Annotated in this window: 13 protein-coding genes, 1 tRNA gene and 1 pseudogene; 10 read left to right on the top strand and 5 right to left on the bottom strand. The window is 74.4% G+C overall.

The genetic code is table 11. The annotated features are described in order from the left end of the window. Positions 1-102: 102 nt before the first annotated feature. Positions 103-1431 (top strand): hypothetical protein, encoded by a 1329-nt coding sequence (locus ACWDBE_RS37155; protein WP_449810178.1) that lies wholly within the window; start codon positions 103-105, stop codon positions 1429-1431. Positions 1432-1519: 88 nt separating this feature from the next. On the opposite strand, the gene ACWDBE_RS37150 is transcribed toward ACWDBE_RS37155, so the two are convergent. Next, positions 1520-2062, bottom strand: a complete 543-nt coding sequence (locus ACWDBE_RS37150) for an NUDIX hydrolase (RefSeq protein ID WP_449789574.1) — start codon at positions 2060-2062, stop codon at positions 1520-1522. A 124-nt stretch (positions 2063-2186) separates the two neighbouring features. Here ACWDBE_RS37150 and ACWDBE_RS37145 point away from each other — a divergent pair, with 124 nt between their 5' ends. After that, positions 2187-3194, top strand: coding sequence for an ATP-grasp domain-containing protein (locus tag ACWDBE_RS37145; protein ID WP_449810177.1), 1008 nt, complete (start codon positions 2187-2189; stop codon positions 3192-3194). A gap of 109 nt (positions 3195-3303) precedes the next feature. Here ACWDBE_RS37145 and ACWDBE_RS37140 read toward each other — a convergent pair whose 3' ends face one another. Then, positions 3304-7434, bottom strand: a complete 4131-nt coding sequence (locus ACWDBE_RS37140; protein WP_449810176.1) for an ABC transporter transmembrane domain-containing protein — start codon at positions 7432-7434, stop codon at positions 3304-3306. A 522-nt stretch (positions 7435-7956) separates the two neighbouring features. Beyond that, on the bottom strand, positions 7957-8661 hold the full coding sequence (locus ACWDBE_RS37135) for an SACE_7040 family transcriptional regulator (RefSeq protein WP_449810175.1): 705 nt from the start codon (positions 8659-8661) through the stop codon (positions 7957-7959). A 132-nt stretch (positions 8662-8793) separates the two neighbouring features. Here ACWDBE_RS37135 and ACWDBE_RS37130 point away from each other — a divergent pair, with 132 nt between their 5' ends. The 4 genes from ACWDBE_RS37130 to ACWDBE_RS37115 all read left to right on the top strand — a co-directional run bounded on the left by ACWDBE_RS37130 (position 8794) and on the right by ACWDBE_RS37115 (position 15289). Beyond that, on the top strand, positions 8794-10506 hold the full coding sequence (locus ACWDBE_RS37130; RefSeq protein WP_449789578.1) for a carboxyl transferase domain-containing protein: 1713 nt from the start codon (positions 8794-8796) through the stop codon (positions 10504-10506). A 144-nt stretch (positions 10507-10650) separates the two neighbouring features. Beyond that, positions 10651-12927 carry an ATP-binding protein gene (locus ACWDBE_RS37125; protein ID WP_449789579.1) on the top strand — a complete coding sequence of 759 codons (2277 nt, stop codon included), beginning with the start codon at positions 10651-10653 and terminating at the stop codon, positions 12925-12927. Beyond that, entirely contained in the window at positions 12924-13916 is a 993-nt protein-coding gene (locus ACWDBE_RS37120; RefSeq protein WP_449810174.1) for a hydroxymethylglutaryl-CoA lyase, read from the top strand. The genes ACWDBE_RS37125 and ACWDBE_RS37120 overlap by 4 nt, the downstream gene beginning before the upstream one ends. A gap of 182 nt (positions 13917-14098) precedes the next feature. Further along, a complete protein-coding gene (locus ACWDBE_RS37115) occupies positions 14099-15289 on the top strand; it encodes an acyl-CoA dehydrogenase family protein (protein ID WP_392881310.1) in 1191 nt (396 codons plus the stop codon). Between the two features lie 162 nt (positions 15290-15451). Here the strand turns inward: ACWDBE_RS37115 and ACWDBE_RS37110 are convergent, their stop codons facing one another. Then, a complete protein-coding gene (locus ACWDBE_RS37110; protein ID WP_449789732.1) occupies positions 15452-15979 on the bottom strand; it encodes a universal stress protein in 528 nt (175 codons plus the stop codon). A gap of 1082 nt (positions 15980-17061) precedes the next feature. Here ACWDBE_RS37110 and ACWDBE_RS37105 point away from each other — a divergent pair. Further along, positions 17062-18126: an HAD family hydrolase gene (locus ACWDBE_RS37105; protein ID WP_449810173.1), complete on the top strand. Its 1065-nt coding sequence runs from the start codon at positions 17062-17064 to the stop codon at positions 18124-18126. Positions 18127-18402: 276 nt separating this feature from the next. Here the strand turns inward: ACWDBE_RS37105 and ACWDBE_RS37100 are convergent, their stop codons facing one another. After that, positions 18403-19209 (bottom strand): GNAT family N-acetyltransferase, encoded by an 807-nt coding sequence (locus tag ACWDBE_RS37100; protein WP_449789583.1) that lies wholly within the window; start codon positions 19207-19209, stop codon positions 18403-18405. 1064 nt (positions 19210-20273) lie between these two features. On the opposite strand from ACWDBE_RS37100, the pseudogene ACWDBE_RS37095 reads away from it, so the two are divergent. The 3 genes and pseudogenes from ACWDBE_RS37095 to ACWDBE_RS37085 all read left to right on the top strand — a co-directional run. Continuing rightward, positions 20274-21279, top strand: a pseudogene (locus tag ACWDBE_RS37095) (helix-turn-helix domain-containing protein); the annotation flags it as partial. A gap of 880 nt (positions 21280-22159) precedes the next feature. Then, positions 22160-22762 (top strand): oligoribonuclease, encoded by a 603-nt coding sequence (orn, locus tag ACWDBE_RS37090; protein WP_449789584.1) that lies wholly within the window; start codon positions 22160-22162, stop codon positions 22760-22762. Between the two features lie 235 nt (positions 22763-22997). Continuing rightward, positions 22998-23073: transfer RNA gene (locus tag ACWDBE_RS37085), tRNA-His, on the top strand. The last annotated feature ends 74 nt before the right edge of the window (positions 23074-23147 follow it).

Raw genomic sequence — 23147 nt, 5'->3', positions numbered from 1 at the left:
GACCATCCCACGGTGGTATGGCGCACACCATCGGGTTCGACGCTTGGAGCTGATCGCGCCGTGCGGGAGGATCGTCGGAACCGTTCCCCGAAGGGCCAGCCGATGACCTCGCTCCGCACCACCGCAACCGACCCGTCCCTGCCCGGCCCGCCCGGGGACAGCGCCGGGTCGTCGCCTCCACCCGCCGAGACCGGCCCGCCCGCCACGTCCGTTCCGATGTGCTCGATCGCGACCGCCGCCGAGCCCGGTGCGGCCGCGGCCGGCGTCCCGGCGAGTGCGGCGGGTGCGGTGGGTGCGGTGGGTGCGCCGCGCCAGGGCGGCACGGCTCGGCAGGACACGGTGCGCCACGACACGGTGCCGCGGCCGCGCAGCCGGAACGACGCGGAGGCGCCGCCCGTCCCGCGCGCGGTCGGCCCGGAGGACCACGACGGTCCGACCGGCGGCGACCCGACCACGGCACGGCTGCGGGCGGCGTTCGCCGACCGGCTGCGGGCCGCGCACGCCCAGGGCCGTTCCGCCGCCGAGCTGGCGGACGCGTGCCGCCGACCGGTCGCCGAGATCTGGGCCCTGCTCGGTGCGGACGTCGGCGCGGACGCCGACCCGCAGGGCAACGCCGGCACTCAGGCCGGGAACGCTCAGGCCGGGAGCGGCCCGGCCGCGCCCGACGCCTCCGCGGGCATCGCCGCCACGGCACCCGACACCTTCGACGGGCCGGACCGGGGCGGGCCCGAGGGCGGATGCGTCCGGCATCTGCCCGCCGCCGCACCGTCGGAGGTCGGCCGCTCCGGGGCGGCGCCACGCCCGGTGCGCGAGGAGCCGCGGATCCTGGGCTACCGACGGCCCTCTCCCTCGCGGCGACTGCGCCGGATGCATCCGCAGGCCGCCCAGAACGGGCAGGGGGCGACCGCACGGGAGACGGCCGCGTCCGGCCCGACCGGGGCGGGCCTGCCTGGCGCCGCCGGCCAAGCGGGCGAACGTGCCGGTGCGCGGGAACTAGCGGCGCAGGGGCCGCCGTTCGGGGCCGGCCAGGACGCCCTCGGCTTCGCTGCGGTCGATGCCGTCACCGCCGTCGGCCCTGCCGCCGGGACCTCGTGGAGCAACCCTCCGCTCGGCATCCTGATCGGCGGCAGCCCCGGACCGGCCGAGGCCCTCGGCCGACCGGAGGAGCGCGCACCGGTGCGGGTGACGGCGCGGCCGATCCGGGTCGGCCGCGGCACCTGTCTGGTGGTGCTGCCCTCCTGGCGGCCCGCCATCGCCGTCTCGGTGCCGACCGAGCAGTTGCTGTCCGCGACCGGCCTCGGCTCCGAGCAACTGGTCGGCGCTCGCCTGACGGTGCTGATGAACCCCGCCGCGCTGCACGACCGGGAGCTGGAACTGCACGGGTGGGAGCCCGCTCCGGCCGGGCGGACCCGACGCGGCGGGCGCGCGTAACCGCTCCGCCGGGCGCCGTCCGGCGGAGCGGCCGGCGGACCGGTGGGCCCAGCGGTTCAGCGGGCCAACGGTTCAGCGGGGCAGCGGTCTAGCGGGCCTGACGGGTGGCCGGAGCGTTCGGGACGTACCCGAGGTCGACGGGCACCGGCGGTCGCCCGTCCACGACCCAGCCCGTACGGACAGCGTCCAGCAGTTCCGGCAGCGCGGGCGGCCAGAGCGCGTCGGCGTTCTCGTCGGCGAGGTCCGCCGGGGTCCACCAGCGCCAGTCCAGGATCCGGTCGACGGCGTGCACCTCGCTGACGTCGCCGACCGGGCCGCGGTGCGGTCCGCCGGTGAGGTAGATGTGCTCGTGCTGGCGGACCGGGGTGCCGTGCCAGGTGAAGTCGTGCTCCCAGGTGCAGAGCAGTGGGCCGGGTTCGAGATCGCTCCAGCCCGTCTCCTCCCACAGCTCGCGCCGGGCGCCCTCCCACGGCGTCTCGCCCTGCTCCAGTCCGCCGCCCGGCATGGTCCAGTGCACGCCGACCTCGTCGTTGTCCGAACGGAGCAGGAAGACCGAGCCGTTCCCGTCCAGGACCACCGTGCGGGCGGCCTGCCTCGGCCTGCGTTTGCGGGATCGCAGCAGATTTCGCATCGGGTCACTCTCGCAGCGGCCGCCCGGGGCGTCGAGGGGATTCGGCACTCCGGTCGGGGTGCTCGGGCCGGCCGGTCCGTCGTGGCGGGCGCGGGATCAGCCCGCCGGCCGTACCCTGACGGCCATGCCCGAACCAGCGATCATCTTCCCCGCCGATCCGCTCAACCCGCGCCGGCCCGACCCGCACTTCGCCTGGGAGGCCAGGATGCTGCGGGAGTTGGGCGGCGAGCACCACTTGGTCGACCACGACGGGCTGCTCGCCGGACGGGCCGACGAGGCCGTCCGGCGGGTGCCGCGGGACAGCGGACCGCTCTGGTACCGGGGTTGGATGCTGCCCTCCGCCCGGTACGCCGACTTCGCCGCCGCGCTCACCGCCCGCGGCGGCAACCTGCTGACCAGCGCGCCCGGGTACGCGGCCGCCCACGAACTGCCCGGCTGGTACGGCGTGTTCGAGGGTGCGACGCCGGCCAGTGCGTGGATCCCGTCCGACGGGGCGGTGCCGCCCGGGCCGGCGGAGCTGGCGGAGGCCGCGGCCCGGCTCGGCGGGCACGGACCGGCGATCGTCAAGGACTACGTGAAGTCACGCAAGCACGAATGGCTCGAGGCCTGCTACGTACCGGAGTTGGCCGACCTGACGGCGGTCGGCCGGGTGGTGGAGCGGTTCGTCGAGCTGCAGGGCGAGTTCCTGGCGGGCGGCGTGGTGCTGCGACGGTACGAGGAGTTCGAGGGCGCGGGCGTCTCGGCGGAGGGACCGGCCGGTACGAGTGACGCGGCCGCGAGGCGCGGGGTGGCCGGCACGGCCGACACCGTCGGCCCCACCGGGCCGGAGCACGCGGACCGCGGCGCGCCGGAGAGCGGCGGGCGCGCCGTGGAGGCCCGGGTCTGGTGGCTGGACGGCCGGCCCGTCCTGGTCGGGCCGCACCCGGACGCCCCGCGCCGGGCCGTCGAGCCCGATCTCACCGACGTCCCGGCGCTGGTCCGCAGACTCGGCTGCCGCTTCGTCACCACCGACCTCGCCAGCCGGGCGGACGGCTCCGGCTGGCGCGTGGTCGAGGTCGGGGACGGGCAGGTGAGCGAACTGCCGCGCGGGATCGATGCCTCGGGCCTGCTGGCCTCGCTGATCGCCGCCTGACGGACCTCGCATGAAGGCCCGTCAGACGACGTGCGGGTAGGGCGCGGCCCCGGTGCGGGGCGGCCTGGGGGCGGCTGCCCCGGGGCCGTTCCGCACCGGGGCAGCGGCCCTACATGGCGTCGACGGTCTCGACCGCCGGGTGGCCGTCGGCGATGAACGCCTGCCAGAGCCGGGAGTAGGTTCCGCCCCGGGCGAGCAGTTCGGTGTGCGTGCCGTCCTCGACCACCCGGCCATGGTCCAGCACGACCACCCGGTCCGCACGCTCGGCGGTGGTCAGACGGTGGGCGATGACCAGGGTGGTCCGGCCGCCACTGAGCCGGTCGGCGGCCTGGTTGACCGCCGCCTCGGTGGCCAGGTCGAGCGCCGCGGTGGCCTCGTCGAGCAGCAGGATGTCCGGGTCGACCAGCTCGGCCCGGGCCAGCGCGATCAGCTGGCGCTGGCCCGCCGAGAGGTTCCGCCCGCGACCGGCCACCTCGTGGTCGTAGCCGCCCGAGAGCCGGACGATCATGTCGTGGGCGCCGACCGCCCGGGCCGCCGCCTCCACCTCGGCCGCCGAGGCGTCCGGCCGACCGTAGGCGATCGCCTCGCGAACCGTGCCCGCGAACAGGTACGCCTCCTGCGGCACCACGCCCAGGCGGTGCCGGTACTGCGCCAGGTCGTAGCGGGTGAGGTCGACCCCGTCCACCCGGACGGTGCCCTCCGTCGCGTCGTAGAACCGGGCGACCAGCTTCACCAGCGTCGACTTGCCGGCGCCGGTCTCGCCGACCAGCGCCACGGTCTGCCCGGCCGGGATGTGCAGGTCCACTCCGCTCAGCACGGTCGGGGCGCCGTCCGCGCCGCCGTTGTAGGCGAAACCGACGCCCTCGAAGGAGATCTCGCCGCGCAGGCCCTTGGCCACCGGGACCGGGTCGGCCGCCTCGGCGGTGGTGGTCGGGGTGCGCAGCAGCTCGCGGATCCGGCCGAGGCCCACCGAGGCCTGCTGGTAGCCGTCGAACACCTGGGACAGCTGGTTGACCGGCGCGAAGAACAGGTCGATGTAGAGCAGGTACGCGACCAGCGCACCGACCGTCAGGGTCCCCGCGTCGACCCGGGCCGCGCCGACGATCAGCACCAGCGCGGCGGCCACGCTGGAGAGGAACTGGACGAACGGGAAGTACAGCGAGATGTAGAGCTGGGCCCGGACCCGGGCCTCGCGGTAGGCGATGCCACGGGCCACGAAGCGGTCGGTGTTGGTGTCCAGACGGCGGAAGGCCTGGACGATCCGCATGCCGGCCACGTTCTCCTGGAGGTCGGCGTTGACCGTGCTGATCAGGTCGCGGGAGCGCTCGTACTGGTCCTTGGACTTCTTGCGGAACACCAGGGTGGCGATCACCAGCAGCGGCAGGACGGCGAAGACCACCAGGGCCAGGCCGGCATCGATGATCACCAGGGCGGCGAAGATCCCGGCGAAGGTCAGCAGGCTGACCACGGCGGTGACCATGCCGGTCTGGAGGAAGGAGGTCAGCGAGTCCAGGTCGGTGGTCATCCGGGTCATGATCCGGCCGGTCAGCTCGCGCTCGTAGTAGTCCAGGCCCAGCCGGTTGAGGTGGGCGAAGATCTTGAGCCGGAGCGTGTAGAGGACGCGCTCGCCGGTGCGGCCGCTGACCCGGTTCTCGGCGCCCTGCACCACCCAGTCCAGGAGGACCACGACGAGTGCGGCGAGCGCGGCCACCGCGACGCCGGACATCAGGCCCTTGCGGACGCCCTCGTCGATGCCGTGCCGGATCAGCACCGGCAGCACCAGTCCGGCCGCCGCGTCCAGGGCGACCAGCAGCAGGGCGATGAGCAGCGGGACACGGAAGGGGCGCAGCAGGCGGCGCAGGGTGAAGTCGGGGTCCCCGGCCTCGGCCTCGGCGCGGGGGACGCCCGGGGTGTCGGAGGCGGGCGGGAGGGCGGCGACCTTCTCCAGCAGGTCGGGGTCGGCGGTGCGGGCGGCCTTGGCCAGGGCCGGGGTGGGGAGGGCTGGGGTGGGGCGGGCGGACGTCTCGGGGGCGGGGGTCTCGGGGGCGGAGCTCTCGAGGGTGGACCGGGGCCCGGTTCCGGGGGTGTCACCGGTGGGGGCGCCGCCGGTGGCCGGCCGACCTGCCGGCTGCCCCGGGGCTTCGTCGGGTGCCTGATCGAGGGTGGACTCGGGGGTGGACTCAGGAGTGGAGTCGGGTGTGGACCGCCGGGTGTCGCGACCGGCCCCGGGGTCGGTGATCAGGGCCCGGTACTGGGGACATCGGGCCTCGAGCTCCTCGTGCGTTCCGAGGTCCAGCAGCCGACCGCGTTCCAGCACGGCGATCCGGTCCGCGAGCTGGAGGCTCGAACGGCGGTGGGCGATCAGCAGCGTGGTGCGGCCGGTCATCACCGAGCGCAGCGCGTCGTGGATCTCCGCCTCGATCTGCGGGTCCACCGCGGAGGTGGCGTCGTCCAGCAGCAGGATCCGGGGGTCGGTGAGGATCGCCCGGGCCAGTGCGATGCGCTGGCGCTGGCCGCCCGAGAGGGTCAGCCCCTGCTCGCCGACCCTGGTGTCGTAGCCGTCCGGCAGCGCGCGGACGAACTCGTCGGCCTGGGCGGCGCGGGCGGCGGCGACCACCTGCTCGTCCGTGGCGTCCGGGCGGCCGTAGGCGATGTTGGTGCGGACCGACTCGGAGAAGAGGAAGCTCTCCTCGGGGACGATGCCGACCGTCGCGCGGACCGAGTCCAGGGTGAGGTCGCGCAGGTCGTGGCCGTACAGGCGGACGGTGCCGGCGGCCGGGTCGTAGAAACGGGGCACCAGCTGGGCCACCGTCGACTTGCCGGAACCGGAGGCGCCGACCAGCGCGAGGGTCTCGCCGGGGGCCAGCTTCAGGCTGAGGCCGTGCAGGACGGGGGAGGGGTGCTCGGGGTCGTAGCGGAACTCGACCTGGTCGAACTCCAGGGCGACGTCGGGGGTCAGCGCACCGACGGTGGGGGTACCGGGAGTGGTTCCGGCGGCCGTTCCGGATGTGGTTCCGACAGCGGTGCCGTGCGGGATCTCGCCGTGCGCGAGGTCCAGGGTGCGGGCGTCCGGGCGCTCCTGGACCAGCGGGCGTTCGTCGATCAGCTGCAGGACGCGCTCGACGCCGGCCCGGGCCTGCTGGCCGACGGTGATGACCATGGTCAGCATCCGCACCGGACCGGTCATCTGGGCGACGTAGGTGGAGAAGGCGACGAAGGTGCCGAGCGTGACGCTCCCGTCCACGGCCAGCCAGCCGCCGAAGGCCAGGACGCCGACCTGGGCGAGCGCCGGGATCGCCTGCATCGCCGGGTTGTAGCGGGCGTTCAACCGGATCGAACGGAGCCGGGCCGCGAAGAGGTTGCGGGAGGCCGCCTCCAGCTTGTCGAGCTCCTGTGCCTCCTGGCCGAAGCCCTTGACCACGCGGACGCCGCCGATCGCGCCGTCCACCACGCCGGCGACGGCGGCCGCCTCCTGCTGGGCGGCCCAGGTGGAGGGGAAGAGGCGCTTGCGGCTGAGCACCGAGACCCACCACAGCGCCGGGCCCATGACCAGGGCGATCAGGGTGAGCGGCGGGGACAGCCAGAGCATCACGGCCAGCGACATGACGAACATCAGCAGATAGCCGGTCATCATCGGCAACATCGAGAGCAGGCCGTTGACCAACTGGAGGTCCGAGGTCGCGCGCCCGACCACCTGGCCGGTGTCCAACCGGTCCTGGCGGTGGCCGTCGAGCCGGCCGAGCGAGCGGAACAGGTCGCTGCGCAGGTCGTGCTGGACGTCGACCGCGAGCTGGCCGCCGTAGTAGCGGCGGACCTGGGTGCAGCCGAAGACCACGAGGGCGGCGAGCAGCAGCACCACCGCCCAGGGGGCCAGCGATCTGGTGTGGGCGACTATGACGTCGTCGATGATCAGCTTGGTGACCAGCGGCACCAGCGCGGTGACGGCCATGCCGAGGAGCGAGGCGCCGAAGGCGAGCAGCAGGCTGCGGCGGGAGCGCCAGCTGTAGCCGACCAGACGGCGCAGCCAGCCGGCCGGCTCGGCGCCCTCGGCGGGCCCGGTGCTCCCGGCGGGCTCGATGCTCTCGGTGCGCCCGGCCTTTTCGGTGCGCTCGGGGTTCTCAGTGGGCCCGGTGTTTCCGGCGCCGGCCTGCGGGCCGTCGACGGGGACCTCCGGGGTCGAGCCGGGGGCTGGGGGGCCGCTCGGGGATTGCTCCGCCGTGGATCCATGAGTCTCAGGCATATTTAGAGATGCTAACCATTTCGTCGGGTGGCCGCCATGACGTTTCCGGCCCGGGTGGGTTCGGGGCGGGCCGGGGCAGCCCGGATCGTCCGGTCCGGCGGACTGGCCAACAGCCCGCGGCCTGCGGTGATTCCCGATCGAACACCCGCCCGGCCCGCTCTCTCTCCCGGCCGCCTCCAGCATCGCCGACGGCCTGCGCGACGCCCAGCGGCCAGGGGTGGGTGGACGCCGTCCTTTGGGACTAGGCCTCGGGACGGGCAGCCGTCGAGGCCTTCACCGGCGAAACCTTTACTCCCCGACCATTCTCCGCCGAACCCTTCACCACCCGGCCGTCCCCCACCTGGCCGCCCCCCGAAGGGCGCGGGAGGCCTTGGCGTGACCGGGCAGGGCGCAGCCCAGCCGGACAGGGGGCGACCGAACAGGGGGCGACCCGGGCGGGGCGCAGCCCGACAGGGGGCGACCCGGGCGGGGCGCAGCCCGACAGGGGGCGACCCGGGCGGGGCGTTCCCTGGGGCGCGGGGCTCAGGCTCCCGCAGGCCCCGCGGCCGCCGTGGTCGCCGTGGCCGTCGCGGCGGCGGCCGACCCGTCGGCGGTGGCGGCGGCCGACTCCGCCGCCGCCGCGAACGCGCCGTGGGCGAGGGTGTGGAGCAGGGCCGCCATGCCGTCGCGCTGGAGGGCGGTGCGCTCGCCCTGGTCGGGGTTCGAGCCGAGGCTGTGCGGGGTCGAGTTGATCAGGCCGAAGACGGCGTGCACGGCGGCCCGCGCCACCGGCTCGGCAGCAGGGTCGGCCAGCGGCGGGTAGGCCTGCCGGACCACCTCCACCCACAGCTCGACGTAGCCGCGCTGGAGCCGGCGGACGGTGCGCCGGTCCTCCTCCTTGAGGTTCAGCAGCTCGCGGTCGTGGAGGGTGATCAGGTCGCGGTCGTCCAGGGCGAAGTCGACGTGGCCGCCGATCAGCGCGTCCAGCGTGGCAGCCGGGCCTTCGCCGCGGCCGGCCCGCCGGCGCCCCTCGTCCAGCAGGCGCTCGCTGATGCCGATCAGCAGGTCCGCGAGCATCGCGTCCTTGCCGGCGAAGTGGCGGTAGAGACCGGGGCCGCTGATTCCGACCGCCTTGCCGATCTCGTCCACGCCCACGCCGAGGAAGCCCCGCGCGGCGAACAGCCTCGCGGCCTCCCGGCGGATCTGGTCACGGCGGCTGAGCGCGGAGGCGGCGGGGACGTTCGGCATACCGCCCATCGTAGACAGTCGGGTTATCGGCCGTTAACCTGGCTGCGTAAGTTAACGTTAATTAACGTGGCGATCACAGGCGGACCGCACCCGGCTGCCCACCTGGTGCCGAGGGCAAGGGAGCTCTTGGGAATGGTCATCTCAACCACCGGCACAACCGCCGGCGTCCGGCTCAGCGCAGCGACCGGCACGGCGGCGGCACCCGGTGCCACGCCGTCCGCAGCCGCCGCACCGGCGCCCCGGCTCGGCAGCTCCGCCGACCCGGGTTCCGAGGCCTACCGCGCCAACACCGAGGCGCATCGGGCCCTGGTCGCCGAGCTGCGCGCGAAGCTCGACGCGGCCGCCCTGGGCGGCGGTGCCAAGGCCCGCGCCCGGCACACCGCTCGCGGCAAGCTGCTGCCCCGCGACCGGGTGGACACCCTGCTCGACCCGGCCTCCCCCTTCCTGGAACTGGCCCCGCTGGCCGCCGACGGGATGTACGACGGTGCGGCGCCCGCGGCCGGCGTGATCGCCGGCATCGGCCGGGTGGCCGGGCGCGAGGTGGTGGTGGTCGCCAACGACGCCACCGTCAAGGGCGGCACCTACTACCCGATGACGGTGAAGAAGCACCTGCGCGCCCAGGAGGTCGCGCTGGAGAACCGGCTGCCCTGCGTCTACCTGGTGGACTCCGGCGGCGCCTTCCTCCCGATGCAGGACGAGGTCTTCCCGGACCGCGACCACTTCGGCCGGATCTTCTACAACCAGGCCAGGCTCTCCGCCGCGGGCATCCCGCAGATCGCCGCCGTGCTCGGCTCGTGCACGGCCGGCGGCGCGTACGTCCCGGCGATGAGCGACCAGGCCGTGATCGTCCGCAACCAGGGCACGATCTTCCTGGGCGGCCCGCCGCTGGTGAAGGCCGCCACCGGCGAGGTGGTCACCGCCGAGGAACTGGGCGGTGGCGAGCTGCACTCCCGCACCTCGGGCGTGACGGACCACCTGGCCGAGGACGACGCCCATGCCCTCTCCATCGTCCGCACGATCGTCGCCGGGCTCGGGCCGCGCGAGGCCAAGCCGTGGCCGCTGGCCCCGGTCGAGCCGCCGGCCGTCGACCCGGCGGGCCTGTACGGGGCCGTGCCGGTCGACCCGCGCACGCCCTACGACGTGCGCGAGGTGATCGCCCGCCTGGTGGACGGCAGCCGGTTCGCCGAGTTCAAGGCCGAGTACGGCTCGACCCTGGTCACCGGCTTCGCCCGGATCCACGGCCACCCGGTCGGCATCGTCGCCAACAACGGCGTGCTGTTCTCCGAGTCGGCCCTCAAGGGCGCCCACTTCATCGAGTTGTGCGACCAGCGCGGCATCCCCCTCCTCTTCCTCCAGAACATCACCGGGTTCATGGTCGGCCGGCAGTACGAGGCGGGTGGCATCGCCAAGCACGGCGCCAAGATGGTCAACGCCGTCGCCTGCACCCGTGTCCCGAAGCTGACCGTGGTGATCGGCGGCTCGTACGGAGCCGGCAACTACTCGATGTGCGGCCGGGCCTACTCACCTCGCTTCCTGTGGATGTGGCCGGGCGCCAAGATCTCCGTGATGGGCGGCGAGCAGGCGGCCTCCGTCCTCGCCACCGTCCGCCGCGACCAGCTGGAGGCGCACGGCGAGCAGTGGCCGACCGAGGCGGAGGAGGAGTTCAAGCGCCCCGTCCGCGAGCAGTACGAGCGCCAGGGCAACGCCTACTACGCCACCGCCCGACTCTGGGACGACGGCGTGATCGACCCGATGGACACCCGCACCGTCGTCGGACTCGCGCTCACCGCCTGCGCCAACGCCCCGCTGGCGCCGCCCGCTCCCTACGGCGTCTTCCGCATGTGATCCGTCCTCGTGTCACCCCTGCGTCCGTGAACCCTCCCTTCCGGGTGTGACTCCCCGTGGCGCCGACCCACCCGGGCCGGCGCCCCGATCGCCCATCCGCCACCTCCTTCGTACGGCTCCCCTCGACCCGGAGGAACGCCTCCCATGTTCGACACAGTTCTGGTCGCCAACCGCGGCGAGATCGCCCTCCGGGTGATCCGCACCCTGCGGCGGCTCGGCGTCCGCTCGGTCGCCGTGTTCAGCGACGCGGACGCCGACGCACCGCACGTGCGCGAGGCCGACGTCGCGGTCCGGCTCGGCCCGGCCGACCGCAGCGACAGCTCGGCGACCGAGACCTACCTGCGGACCGACCAGATCCTCGCCGCCGCCCGCCGCACTGGCGCCCAGGCCGTCCACCCCGGCTACGGCTTCCTCGCCGAGAACCCCGGCTTCGCCCGCGCCTGCGCCGACGCGGGCCTCGTCTTCATCGGACCACCTCCCGGTGCGGTCGAGTTGATGGGCGACAAGATCAACGCCAAGGAGGCCGTCCGGGCCGCCGGCGTGCCGGTGGTCCCCGGCAGCCAGGCCACCGCGCCCACCGACGAGGAACTCGTCGCCGCCGCCGACGAGATCGGCTACCCGGTGCTGCTCAAGCCGTCCGCCGGCGGTGGCGGCAAGGGCATGCGCCTCGTGCGGGACAGCGCCGACCTGCCCACCGAGATCGCCGCGGCCCGCCGGGTCGCCCGCACCGCCTTCGGCGACGACACCCTGCTGCTGGAACGCTGGGTCGACCGGCCGCGCCACATCGAGGTGCAGGTGCTCGCCGACGCCCACGGCACCACCGTCCACCTCGGCGAGCGCGAGTGCAGCCTCCAGCGCCGCCACCAGAAACTGATCGAAGAGGCTCCCTCCGTTCTCCTCAATGCCGAGACCCGTGCCGCGATGGGCGCCGCGGCCGTCCGCGCCGCGGAGTCCTGCGGCTACACCGGCGCCGGCACCGTGGAGTTCATCGTCCCCGGCATCGACCCGGACGCCCCCGCCTCCGCCGCCGAGGGGGTGCGGGACTTCTTCTTCATGGAGATGAACACCCGTCTCCAGGTGGAACACCCCGTCACCGAGCTCGCCGTCGCGGTCGGCGCGGACGCCGACCGGCTCGACCTGGTCGAGTGGCAGGTGCGCGTCGCTGCCGGCGAAGCACTCAGCTTCACCCAGTCCGACATCTCCTTCCTGGGCCACGCCATCGAGGCCCGCATCTGCGCCGAGGACCCGGAACGGGACTTCCTGCCCACCGGCGGCCGCATCCTCGCCCTGGACGAGCCCCGGGGCGAGGGCATCCGCGTCGACTCCGGAGTGGCCCCCGGAACCGTCGTCACCAGCGCCTACGACCCCATGCTCGCCAAGGTCATCGCGTACGGGCCCGACCGCCCGACCGCGCTGCGCCGGCTCCGCGCGGCACTGGCCGACACCCGCATCCTGGGCGTCACCACCAACACCGGCTTCCTGCGCCGACTGCTCGCACACCCCGAGGTTGCCGCCGGTCGGCTGGACACCGGCCTGGTGGAGCGGACGGCCCAGGAGCAGCCGGCCCTGCTCACCGCGCCGTACTCCCCCGCGAACGCGACCACCTCTGACGCGCCCGCGGCGGACGAACCGCCGTCGCCCGCTCACCTCCTCTACTACGCGGCCGCGCTGGCACGGCACCTGGAACTCACTCCGCCCGCCGATCCCGACGGCTGGACCGACCCGTTCTCCCTTCCCTCCGGCTGGCGCCTGGGCGGCACCCCCGCCTGGACCACCCACCGACTCCGTACCCCCGGCCAGGATCCGGTGTCGGTGCGCATCCGTTCGATCACTGCGGGCAACGTAGCCGATGCCACTGACAATTCCGGTGGGCCCACCCGCGACCTGGAACTCCGGCTCGACGAGGGCCCCGCGCACCGCGCCCGCGCGGCCCTGGCCGGCGACCGGCTGCACCTGACCGTCGACGGCCTCCGGACCACGTTCTCGCTGGCCACCGACGCCACCCCCGGCCTCGCCGCAGGACCGGTGACCTGGCTCGGCCTCGAGGGCGACGCCTGGCCGCTGCACGCCTACGACCCGGTCGTCGAGAGCGCCGCCGGGGCCGGCGCGCACCACGGCGCCCTGACCGCCCCGATGCCCGGCACCGTCACCGTCGTCAAGACCACGGCGGGCGAGACGGTCCGCAAGGGACAGCCCCTGCTCGTGCTGGAGGCCATGAAGATGGAACACGTGATCGCCGCGCCGCACGACGGCGTGGTGGCCGAGCTGCGGGCTTCCGCCGGCGCCACCGTCGCGATGGAGGACCTGCTGGTCGTGGTCACCCCGGTCGAGGACGCGGCCGGCGAGGACGGCCCCGCCGTGCCGACCGCCGTACCCGCCGCACCCGCCGCACCCGCCGAGCCCGCGGAGGTCCGGTCGTGACGGCCTCCGTCCCCGCCCGCGAGCCCGACGCCCTCGACCTGGGACTGCCCGACCCGGTCCGTGCCCCCGGCCTGCCCGAGGAGGTCCGGATCCACGAGGTCGGGCCGCGCGACGGCCTGCAGAACGAGAAGTCCCTGGTGCCGGTCGAGACCAAGGCCGAGTTCATCGCCCGGCTCGCGGCCGCCGGGCTGCGGACCGTCGAGGCCACCAGCTTCGTTCACCCGAAATGGGTACCGCAGCTGGCCGACGCCGAGGAGCTGGTCCCCCGGCTCGCCGGCCTGCCGGAGCGTCACCCCGGCCTGCGGCTGCCGGTGCTGGTGCCCAACGAGCGCGGTCTGGACCGTGCGCTCGCCCACCACACCACCGACGTCGCGGTGTTCGCCAGCGCCACCGAGACCTTCGCCCGCCGCAACCTCAACCGCTCGGCGGACGAGGCCATGGAGATGTTCCGCCCGGTCGTGGCCCGGGCCACCGAGGCCGGGGTCGCGGTCCGCGGCTACCTCTCGATGTGCTTCGGCGACCCGTGGGAGGGCCCCGTCCCTGTCGAGCAGGTGGTCCGGTACGGCGTGCAGCTGCTGGAACTGGGCTGCGCGGAGCTGAGCCTCGGCGACACCATCGGGGTGGCCACCCCGGGCCAGGTCACCGCCCTGCTGGCGGGTTTCGCGCGGGCCGGCGTCCCGGTCGAGCGGCTGGCCGTGCACTTCCACGACACCTACGGCCAGGCGCTCAGCAACACCCTGGCGGCGCTGCGCGAGGGCGTCACCACGGTGGACGCCTCGGCGGGCGGTCTGGGCGGCTGCCCGTACGCGAAGAGCGCCACCGGCAACCTGGCCACCGAGGACCTGGTCTGGATGCTGCACGGGCTCGGCGTCCGGACCGGCGTCGACCTGCGCTCCCTCGTCGCGACCAGCGGCTGGATGGCCGAGCGCCTCGGCCGCCCGAGCCCGTCCCGCACCGTCCAGGCGCTGCTCGGCTCCTCCGGGGGCTGACCCGCCCGCTCCCTCCCCGGCGCCGGCCGGCCGCCCGCACCGTCCGGCCGGCGCCGCGCACCACCCCGCACCGCTCGACACCAATCCCTCAATCACACCGTGCGTCCGTCATACCGTCCGACGGACCCCGGTCATCCCGCTCACGTCCGCGGCCGACCCGGCCGGGCGCCAGGAGGATCACCATGCTCGACCACAGGCTCAGCAGCGAGTACGAGGAACTGCGGCGCACCGTCGCGGAGTTCGCCCAGGACGTGGTGGCGCCGAAGATCGGCGGGTTCTACGAGCGGGAGGAGTTCCCGTACGAGATCGTCCGCGAGATGGGGCGGATGGGGCTCTTCGGCCTGCCCTTCCCGGAGGAGTACGGCGGCATGGGCGGCGACTACTTCGCCCTCGGCCTCGCCTTGGAGGAACTCGCCCGCGTCGACTCCTCGGTGGCGATCACCCTGGAGGCCGCCGTCTCGCTCGGCGCGATGCCGATCTACCGGTTCGGCACCGAGGAGCAGAAGCGCGAGTGGCTGCCCCGGCTGACCTCGGGCGAACTCCTCGGCGCCTTCGGCCTCACCGAGCCGGAGGGCGGTTCGGACGCGGGGGCCACCCGGACCACGGCGCGGTACGACGAGGCCACCGACGAGTGGGTCATCAACGGGACCAAGTGCTTCATCACCAACTCCGGCACCGACATCACCGGCCTCGTCACCGTCACCGCGCTCACCGAACCGATCGCTCGTTCGAGTGAAGAGGGCGAATTCCGCTCGCCTGTACGGGAGATCTCCTCCATCATCGTGCCCACCGGGACCCCCGGCTTCCAGGTCTCGAAGAAGTACTCGAAGGTCGGGTGGAACGCATCCGACACCCGCGAACTGTCCTTTACCGACTGCCGCGTTCCCGCGGCCAACCTGCTGGGCGAGCGTGGCCGAGGCTACGCCCAGTTCCTGCGGATCCTCGACGAGGGCCGCATCGCGATCGCGGCCCTGGCCACCGGCCTGGCCCAGGGCTGCGTCGACGAGTCCGTGAAGTACGCCGGCGAGCGCAGGGCCTTCGGCCGGCCGATCGGCGCCAACCAGGCCATCCAGTTCAAGCTTGCCGACATGGAGCTGCGCGCCCACACCTCCCGCCTGGCCTGGCGGGACGCCGCTTCCCGGCTGCTGCACGGCGAACCGTTCAAGAAGGAGGCCGCGATCGCGAAGCTGTACTCGTCCGAGGCCGCCGTCGACAACGCCCGCGAGGCGACCCAGATCCACGGCGGGTACGGCTTCATGAACGAATTCCCGGTCGCCCGGTTCTGGCGCGACTGCAAGATCCTGGAGATCGGGGAGGGCACGTCCGAAGTCCAGCGCATGCTCATCGCCCGGGAGCTCGGCATCGGTTCGTGACGACCACGTCCTGATGGTCGCCTCCTGAGCCGCGCCACGCCCACCGGGCCGGCACACCAGTCAACGTGCTGCTCCCCGACGAGAGTTGGGGAGCAGCACGGCGGAGGAGGCATCAGGAGGAGACCTCACGGAGGCTTCGGGAGAAGCCGCAGGCACAAAGCCTCAGGGGATCACGATCACCGGGCGGTTGGCCCGCCGCGCCAGCCGCCCGGAGACCGAGCCGAAGATCTTGCCGAGCAGGCCGTGCGTCGTGCCGACGACGATCGCGTCGGCAGCGTACTCGCGGCCGACCTCCTCGATCTCGTGGCAGATGTCCCCTCCGCGCTCGACCAGGATCCACGGCACGCCGGTGAGGAAGTCCGCGCAGGCGAGCTCCAGACCCAGGACCTCCGTCCGGTGGTCGGGGAGGTCGACGAAGACGGGCGGCTCGCAGCCTGCCCAGACCGTGGCGGGCAGGCGGTTGGCGACGTGCACGATCACCAGGCCGCACTGCGAGCGGCGCGCCATGCCGCAAGCGTAGGCAAGGGCGCGCTCGCTCGACAGCGAGCCGTCGAAGCCGACCACCACGCCGTGCTGGAACACCGGGTCGAGAGACGGCGCGGGGGCGTCCTGCCCGGTCGGCTCGGCGCGCCCGCCCAGCGGGCCGGCCGCGCCGGAGGCCGCCTCCGGGCGCTCGGCGCCCGGACCCATGCGGCCCGTCACCGGAGCCCCCGCGGGGTCGGCCGGGGGCTCGCCACGCCTCTGGCGGGGCCCTGGGCGGTCGCGCCGGGCCAGGCTGCCCCGACGGGCGAGGCCGCGCAGAGCGCGAGCGAAGCCCGGAGCGCCGTCGCGGCCGTCGTGCCCCGGGCCGGGGCCGGGGCCGGGGCCGGGCTCTCCTGGCTCCGTCGACTGTGCCGCGTCGGCCGACCGGGCCACACGGGCCGTTCCGGCCGCCTCGGCGCCTTCGGCAGCGTCGGGCCGCCCGCGTGCCGTCCGTACGCCCGAAGCGCCCTCCGGAGCCTCGGCGCGGGCCTCGGCCCGTCCGTCGGCTTCGCTGTCGGCGCCGTCGGTGTGGTCGCTGCGGTCACTGCCGTCACCGCAGTCGCCGCCGAGGCGTTCACCGCGGTGCTCGCGCTGGTGTTCACGGTGGTCGTCACTGCGCCGGCCGGCAGGAACCCCGGCCCGCCCGTCGGAGCGATCGGAGGCAGGACCGCCTTCCGGGCCCGCATTGCGGGACGTGTCCGGTTCAACCGGTCGGGGAGGCTCAAAACCAGCCATGGCTCACGGCTCTTCGATGGAGAGGGGCCGACAGGAGAGGAGAACAACGCTGCCCGGGCAGCAGGCCCGCCCACGGGATGACGTCGGTCTGCGCCACGCAGCACCGTATGTGACCTGTTCCTTTCAGAGTACGACGGGCCTGGGGCCCCGCCCAGCGAGGAAGCCACCGAGCGACGTTGTTCCCGCGAAAGGGGGATGCGCCCGCCGTGGCGGTGCGCCCCGTCCACGGGCGATCGCGCCCCCTCCGGAAAGGAGGTTCCCAGGAGCTTGACGGACCGGACCGGACGGCGCAACAGCCCCACGGGACACCGTGACCGGACTGTCATGGATCGGCGACGATCCGTTGCCACCGGTCGCGAACCGTGACGTCCGACCTGCCCCAACAGGCCCAACCGCCGCGTGCGCCACCGCCCGCCACGGAGGCACGGAGGTCGTTTCAGCCACTCCGTACGGCTTCGGGACGCCGACTGGCATTTGCCACGTGCATAGGCACGGCCGCTGGCACCATGCTTGGCATGCCCCTGCTCCTGTTCGACCTCGACAACACCCTGCTGCCCCGGGACGCCGCCTACCGGGCCTGGGCAGAGGACTTCCTGTCCGAACACGACCTCCCCCCGGGCGACCTCGACTGGTTCGTCACCCTCGACGGGGGCGGTTACGTTCCGCGCAGCACCGTACTGTCGGCGGTTCGGCGCCGCTACGGGCTGGACGTCACCGCCGACTTCCTGATTGCCCACTATCGACGCGGCATCAACTCCCACATCCACTGCCCGCCCCGGCACATCGAGGCGCTCCGGGCCGCCCGGGCGGCCGGGTGGACGCTCGGGATCGTCAGCAACGGCGGCACCCGACCGCAGTTGGAGAAGATCCGACGGACCGGGCTGGGCCCGCTGGTCGACGGCTGGGTCATCTCGGAGGAGGCCGACTGCGTCAAACCGGACCCGCTGATCTTCGAGATGGCCGCCCAGCGGTGCGGCATCGCCCCCACCGGGGACTGGGCCGAGCACACCTGGATGATCGGGGACCACGCGCCCGCCGACATCGCAGGCGCCGAACTGACCGGGCTGCGCAGCGTCTGGCTGCACCACGGTCGTCCGTGGGCGGAGAGCGGCTACCGGCCGACGCTGAAGGCGGCCGGCCTGCCGGAAGCCGTCGGCCAGGTCCTCGCCGCGCGGAACGCGCCCTCGCCCCGGCCGGACGTCCACTCCGACCGGCAACTCCGGAAGGTCGCGGCGGGAGTGCCCGTACGCGCGACGGCGCCGGTCGGCGCGCGGTCCGGCGCACGTTCCCCGCTGGCCGCCCCGGAGGGCCCGAGCACATCCGTTCCCGCAACAACCGGGACGCTCCGCGAACCCGTCTCCGCAGGCCGGCCCGGTGTCCGAAACCGATCCGGCGGGTTTGCCGTGATCGCCGGGACCGGCCCCGGCTCCGGGGCGGGCTCCGGAACGGGGGCAGGCAGCGGCCCCGGTCCGGCCCCGGACACCCTCCGCCCCGCACCCACAACAGCACCGACACCCGCAGCCGCACCCTCAGCCGCAGCCGCAGCCGCAGCCACGGCCGTCGTGGCGGCCGGCGAGTAGCGCCCCTGCCCCACCCCCTCAACGCCCCTACGGCGCCTACCGCCTACCACCTAGCACCCGCCGCGGTCCGGCTCCGGGCACCCCTACTGCAGCGCGACTGCTGCGCCCCGACCCCGTGCCGCCGCCACCCCACGCGGCCGCCAACCGCCAGCCGCCACCCACCCTGCGCCGGCAGTCAGCCGTCCGCCCGCCCCACCGGCCCCGACTACCCACCGACCTCAGCTCCCCGCCGACCTCAGCTCCCCGCCCGCCCCGGCTATACCCCACCGGCCCCCGCTACTCAGCCGCCCCCACCGACGTACGGGTCCACCAGCAGGTACGGGCCACCTCGACGAAGCCGAGCTTGCGGTAGAGCGGTTCGCCGAGCGAGGTGGCGACCAGGGTGGCCGGACGGTCCGGGTGCGCGTGGGCCAGGGCGGTCCGGAGAACGGCGCGGGCCGCTCCCCGGCCGCGTCGGTCGGGCAGCGTGGCGACCCAGTACACGCCGGTGGCCCGGCCGTCGTCGTAGGTGAGGCAGGTGCCCGCCACCGCGCCGTCGACGCGGCCCAGCCAGCCCCGCCAGCCGGGCACGTCCAGCAGCCGTTCCGGGAGGGCTTCGCCCCGGACCCAGGGCTGTCGGGCGGGCAGCGGGAAGCCTTCCACTATCGTCCGCTCGACCATGGCGAAGCTGTCGCCGTCCCGTGCCTCATCGACCGTCAGGACGCCGCCGCCGTGCGCCTCCGAGACCGTGGGCAGAGCGGTGGTCGCGCCCTCGACCGGCCCCGGGTCCCGGACCATCACCGGCATGATCGGCATCCTCGTGGCCCCGAGGCCGGAGAGGTCGAGCCCGCCGTACGGGTCCTCCACGGTGCAGCGTATGGTCGACCACTCGGCCATCAGGTCCGCCAACTCCTGCTCCAGGGCGGCCGGTTCCTCGTAGGGGCGGGTCACCACGATGCGGTGCGCGTCGTCGGGGGTCCGGGCGCACCGGACGGCGGCCAGCCCCGGGCGGGTGCGGGACCGCCAGCCGTGGACGCGGGCTTGGGCGAGCCAGAAGGCGGCGGCATTGTCGTTGGCCCGTTCGAGCCGGCTGCTGGTGTTCACGGCAGGACCGTAACGCGGCGGTCCGGTTCCCGGTTCTGCCGTGCCGGGCTTGGCCGGATGGAGCCTGGGAGGCGCACGACTTCCTCCCGTGCGCCCCCTCGTGCACCGCCGATTTTCGGTCAATTTCGCGTCGATCCCTCCCGCTTGGGCAAATCCGCAGTCCAGACCTGCCGGCCGGGCGCACCGGAGCCGGACGCCCCAGGAAGCGCCCCGCGACAACCAGCCACCGTTGCCCCGGCCCTCTTCCCAGAAAGGTCGACGGGTGCCACGCTTCGTGATCGAATGCATCACGCCAAATTGCCATGTCGACATAGCGTCGGATGGTGAACTTGTCACAACGGCAATGGTCCACCCGATAGATTTCGATCTTGGCTAGCAGTGCCGCACCACCCACACCACACCACCGAGGGGGCTTGAGCGCCTTGAGCAGGGTGAGCAGGAGCGACGCGGGTCCTGACAGCGGCCAGGCGGCAGCCGGCGGCGCGGGTCGGTCCGCGAGAAGCACCGGCACCGCCGCGATCGCCACCACCCGCACCTCCGGCACCCCGGGCGCCGCCTCGCACTCCTCGTACTCCGCGGTGCCCTCCCCCGGGGCGGGCGCGGGCGTCGGCCCCGGTGCGCCCCCGGCCGCCTCCGACCACGGCACGGCGACGCCCTACGGCGGCCAGTCCCCCTACGGAGGCCAGCCGGCCTACGGCGGGCACCCGACCTTCGGAGGACAGCCCTTCGGAGGACAGTCCGTCAGTCGAGGCGCCGTCAACCCCGGGCAGCCCTACGGCGGCGAGCACCCGGGCCATTCCAGCCACCCCGGGCACCCGGGGCACACCACCCATCCCGGCCACCCCGGTCATTCCGGCCACCCGGGCTACGGCGGACACCTCGCCCACCCCGGTCATTCCGGCCACCCCGGCTACGGCGGTGCCCCGGGCCCGAACGGCTCCCCCGTCGCCGCCGCCGGCCCGGGCGGCGGCCCGCTCGGCGGCCTCGCGCTCGGCTCCGGCACGGGCCACGGCCACGGTCCGCTGGGCCACGGCGGCCCCGGAGCGAACGGCTCCCCGACCCCGGTGACGGCCTCCGCCCCGCGCAAGCTGTCCGGCCGGCGCCGCCGGGAGACCGTCGCGGTGCTGATCTTCGGCGGGGCCCCGATCTTCGAGAGCTCCATCCCGCTCTCCGTGTTCGGCGTGGACCGCCAGGACGCCGGGGTGCCCCGCTACCGCCTGCTGGTCTGCGCCGGGGAGGACGGCCCGCTGGCCACCACCGGCGGCCTGACCCTCTCCGCGCCGTACGGCCTGGAGGCGCTCGCCCGGGCCGGCACGATCGTCGTACCGGCCTGGCGCTCGATCTCCCAGCCCCCGCCGGTCGAGGCGATCACCGCCCTGCGCAAGGCCCACCACGAGGGCGCCCGGATCATCGGGCTCTGCACCGGCGCCTTCGTCCTGGCCGCCGCCGGCCTGCTCGACGGCCGCCCGGCGACCACCCACTGGATGTACGCGCCGACGCTGGCCAAGCGCTACCCGCGGGTCCACGTCGACCCGCGCGAACTGTTCGTCGACGACGGCGACGTGCTCACCTCGGCAGGCACCGCCGCCGGCATCGACCTGTGCCTGCACGTGGTGCGCAGCGACCACGGCGCCGAGGCGGCCAACGCGCTGGCCCGCCGCCTGGTGGTGCCGAGCCGCCGCGGTGGCGGAGGACAGGCCCAGTACATCGATCAGTCTTTACCGGAGGAGATCGGCAACGACCCGCTGGCCGAGGTGGTCACCTGGGCGCTGGAGAACCTCAACCAGCAGTTCGACGTCGAGGTGCTGGCGGCTCGCGCGTACATGAGCCGGCGCACCTTCGACCGGCGGTTCCGCACGCTCACCGGCAGCGCGCCGCTGCAGTGGCTGATCACCCAGCGGGTGCTCCAGGCCCAGCGGCTGCTGGAGACCTCGGAACTGTCGGTGGACGACGTCGCGCGTCGTTGCGGGTTCCGTTCGCCGGTGGCGCTGCGCGGGCACTTCCGCCGCCAGCTCGGGGTCTCCCCGGCCGCGTACCGGACCAGCTACCGGGCCCGCCGTCCCGGCCAGCAGCCGCCCGCGCCGAACGGTGCGCTCGGCGACCTGCGGCTGTCAGGAGCGCTGCCGCACCCTGCGGGCGCGGTCGCGCAGGCGGGCGGGCCGCTGTTCGGCGGGGCGCACGGTGTGCCGTCGGCGCAGCCGTTCCCGACCGGCCCTGGGGTGCCGGCAACGGTCGGCCCGCACGGGCAGCCGGTGCCGCACGGTCAGCACGGACAACACGGTCAGCAGGTCGGACACGGCCAGCCGGGAGGACACGGTCAGCCCGGCGGGTTCGGTCCGGGCCAGGTCGGGACGCCGACCGGCCAGGCCTTCCACGCCCGCGCCGGTCAGCCGTACCCGCACCAGCAGGCCGCGCAGCAGCCGCACCCCGGGCAGCAGGGTGCGGCCGGGCGCGGTCCGCTGCGGCCGCCGGTGGTTCCGCCGCAGGCCGGACCGGGGTCGGGGGCCGGACGTCCGCCGCGCACCGCCGAACACGCGGCGGCGGAGGACGGCCTCCCGCAGCCGGGGGTGCGTGGCCAGGGCCAGGGGCACCGGAGCGCGGCCGAGCGGCCCTCGGACGAGCCGGGTGCGGCCGGGCGCGGTCACGGCGCGGCCGGCGGACGGATGCCGGCCCCGACCGGGCAGCCGGGTGCCGGCCAGGGTGACCTCCGCGGTCGCCAGTCCCGGGCTCCGCAGGTCCGCGGTCAGGTCGGCCGGCCCGCGGCCGAGAGTGCCCGGGCGGCACACGAGGTTCGGACCGGGCGGGACGGCCACGCCGTCCGGCCCGGCCGGGAGGGCGAGCACCCGGACGGGCTCGGCGCGCACGACGGGCCGGAGGAGCACCAGACCGAGGCACCCCGCTCGGCTCCACCGGTCCCCGCGGCGCGTGATCGCGCCGTAGGGTGAGTTGTGTGAATGACCGTTTGGTATGGATCGACTGTGAAATGACCGGCCTCGACCTCGCCCAGGACGCCCTGGTCGAGGTCGCGGTGCTGGTGACGGACTCCGAGCTGAACATCCTCGGCGAGGGCGTGGACGTCATCATCCGGCCGCCGGCGGAGGCGCTGGCGAACATGCCCGAGGTGGTGCGCGAGATGCACACCGCGTCCGGGCTGCTGGAGGAGCTGGAGCAGGGCGTGACCCTGGCCGAGGCCGAGGCGCTGGTGCTCGCCTACGTGCGCGAGCACGTGCCGGAGGCCGGGAAGACCCCGCTGTGCGGCAACTCGGTGGCCACCGACCGCGGCTTCCTGGCCCGGGACATGCCCGCCCTGGAGAAGCACCTGCACTACCGGATCGTGGACGTCTCCTCGATCAAGGAGCTGGCCCGCCGCTGGTACCCGAAGGCGTACTACAACAGCCCGCAGAAGGGCGGGAACCACCGGGCGCTCGCCGACATCCGGGAGAGCATCGACGAACTGCGGTACTACCGCGAGGCGGTGTTCGTCCCGCAGCCCGGTCCGGACGCCGACACCGCGCGGGCGATCGCCGGGAAGTACCAGGCCCCGGCGAGCTGAGCCGCCGGGCCGCCCGGCGGGCCGTCGGCGGCAGTGCCCCGCACCGGCCCGGCGGCAGCGCCCGGACGCGCCCGCCGGAACCCCCGCCGAACCCCCGTCGGAACCCCTGCCGGAGGACCCGGAGAGGGTGCCCGCGTTCGCCGGGACGGAACCCTGGCGCGAGCACCCTCTCGGATCCTGTAGAGTTCTTCCTGTCGGAACGGGAACGCGAGAGCGGGAACGGACCGGACAGATGGTGGGTGTAGCTCAGTTGGTAGAGCACCTGGTTGTGGTCCAGGTGGCCGCGGGTTCGAGTCCCGTCACTCACCCCAGAGCCTGAGGGGCCGATCTCTTCAAGAGATCGGCCCCTCAGGCGTTTTCGCACTCCCTCAGCTGTGCACGGCCT

Source organism: Kitasatospora sp. NPDC001132, assembly GCF_053598415.1.
This window is presented reverse-complemented; position numbering and strand designations above follow the sequence as displayed.

What these genes read in the sequence shown, in the direction of transcription:
- ACWDBE_RS37155 (WP_449810178.1), top strand. Translation starts at nt 103, where the DNA reads ATGACCTCGCTCCGCACCACCGCAACCGACCCGTCCCTGCCCGGCCCG.
- ACWDBE_RS37150 (WP_449789574.1), bottom strand. Translation starts at nt 2,062, where the DNA reads ATGCGAAATCTGCTGCGATCCCGCAAACGCAGGCCGAGGCAGGCCGCC.
- ACWDBE_RS37145 (WP_449810177.1), top strand. Translation starts at nt 2,187, where the DNA reads ATGCCCGAACCAGCGATCATCTTCCCCGCCGATCCGCTCAACCCGCGC.
- ACWDBE_RS37140 (WP_449810176.1), bottom strand. Translation starts at nt 7,434, where the DNA reads ATGCCTGAGACTCATGGATCCACGGCGGAGCAATCCCCGAGCGGCCCC.
- ACWDBE_RS37135 (WP_449810175.1), bottom strand. Translation starts at nt 8,661, where the DNA reads ATGCCGAACGTCCCCGCCGCCTCCGCGCTCAGCCGCCGTGACCAGATC.
- ACWDBE_RS37130 (WP_449789578.1), top strand. Translation starts at nt 8,794, where the DNA reads ATGGTCATCTCAACCACCGGCACAACCGCCGGCGTCCGGCTCAGCGCA.
- ACWDBE_RS37125 (WP_449789579.1), top strand. Translation starts at nt 10,651, where the DNA reads ATGTTCGACACAGTTCTGGTCGCCAACCGCGGCGAGATCGCCCTCCGG.
- ACWDBE_RS37115 (WP_392881310.1), top strand. Translation starts at nt 14,099, where the DNA reads ATGCTCGACCACAGGCTCAGCAGCGAGTACGAGGAACTGCGGCGCACC.
- ACWDBE_RS37110 (WP_449789732.1), bottom strand. Translation starts at nt 15,979, where the DNA reads ATGGGTCCGGGCGCCGAGCGCCCGGAGGCGGCCTCCGGCGCGGCCGGC.
- ACWDBE_RS37105 (WP_449810173.1), top strand. Translation starts at nt 17,062, where the DNA reads ATGCCCCTGCTCCTGTTCGACCTCGACAACACCCTGCTGCCCCGGGAC.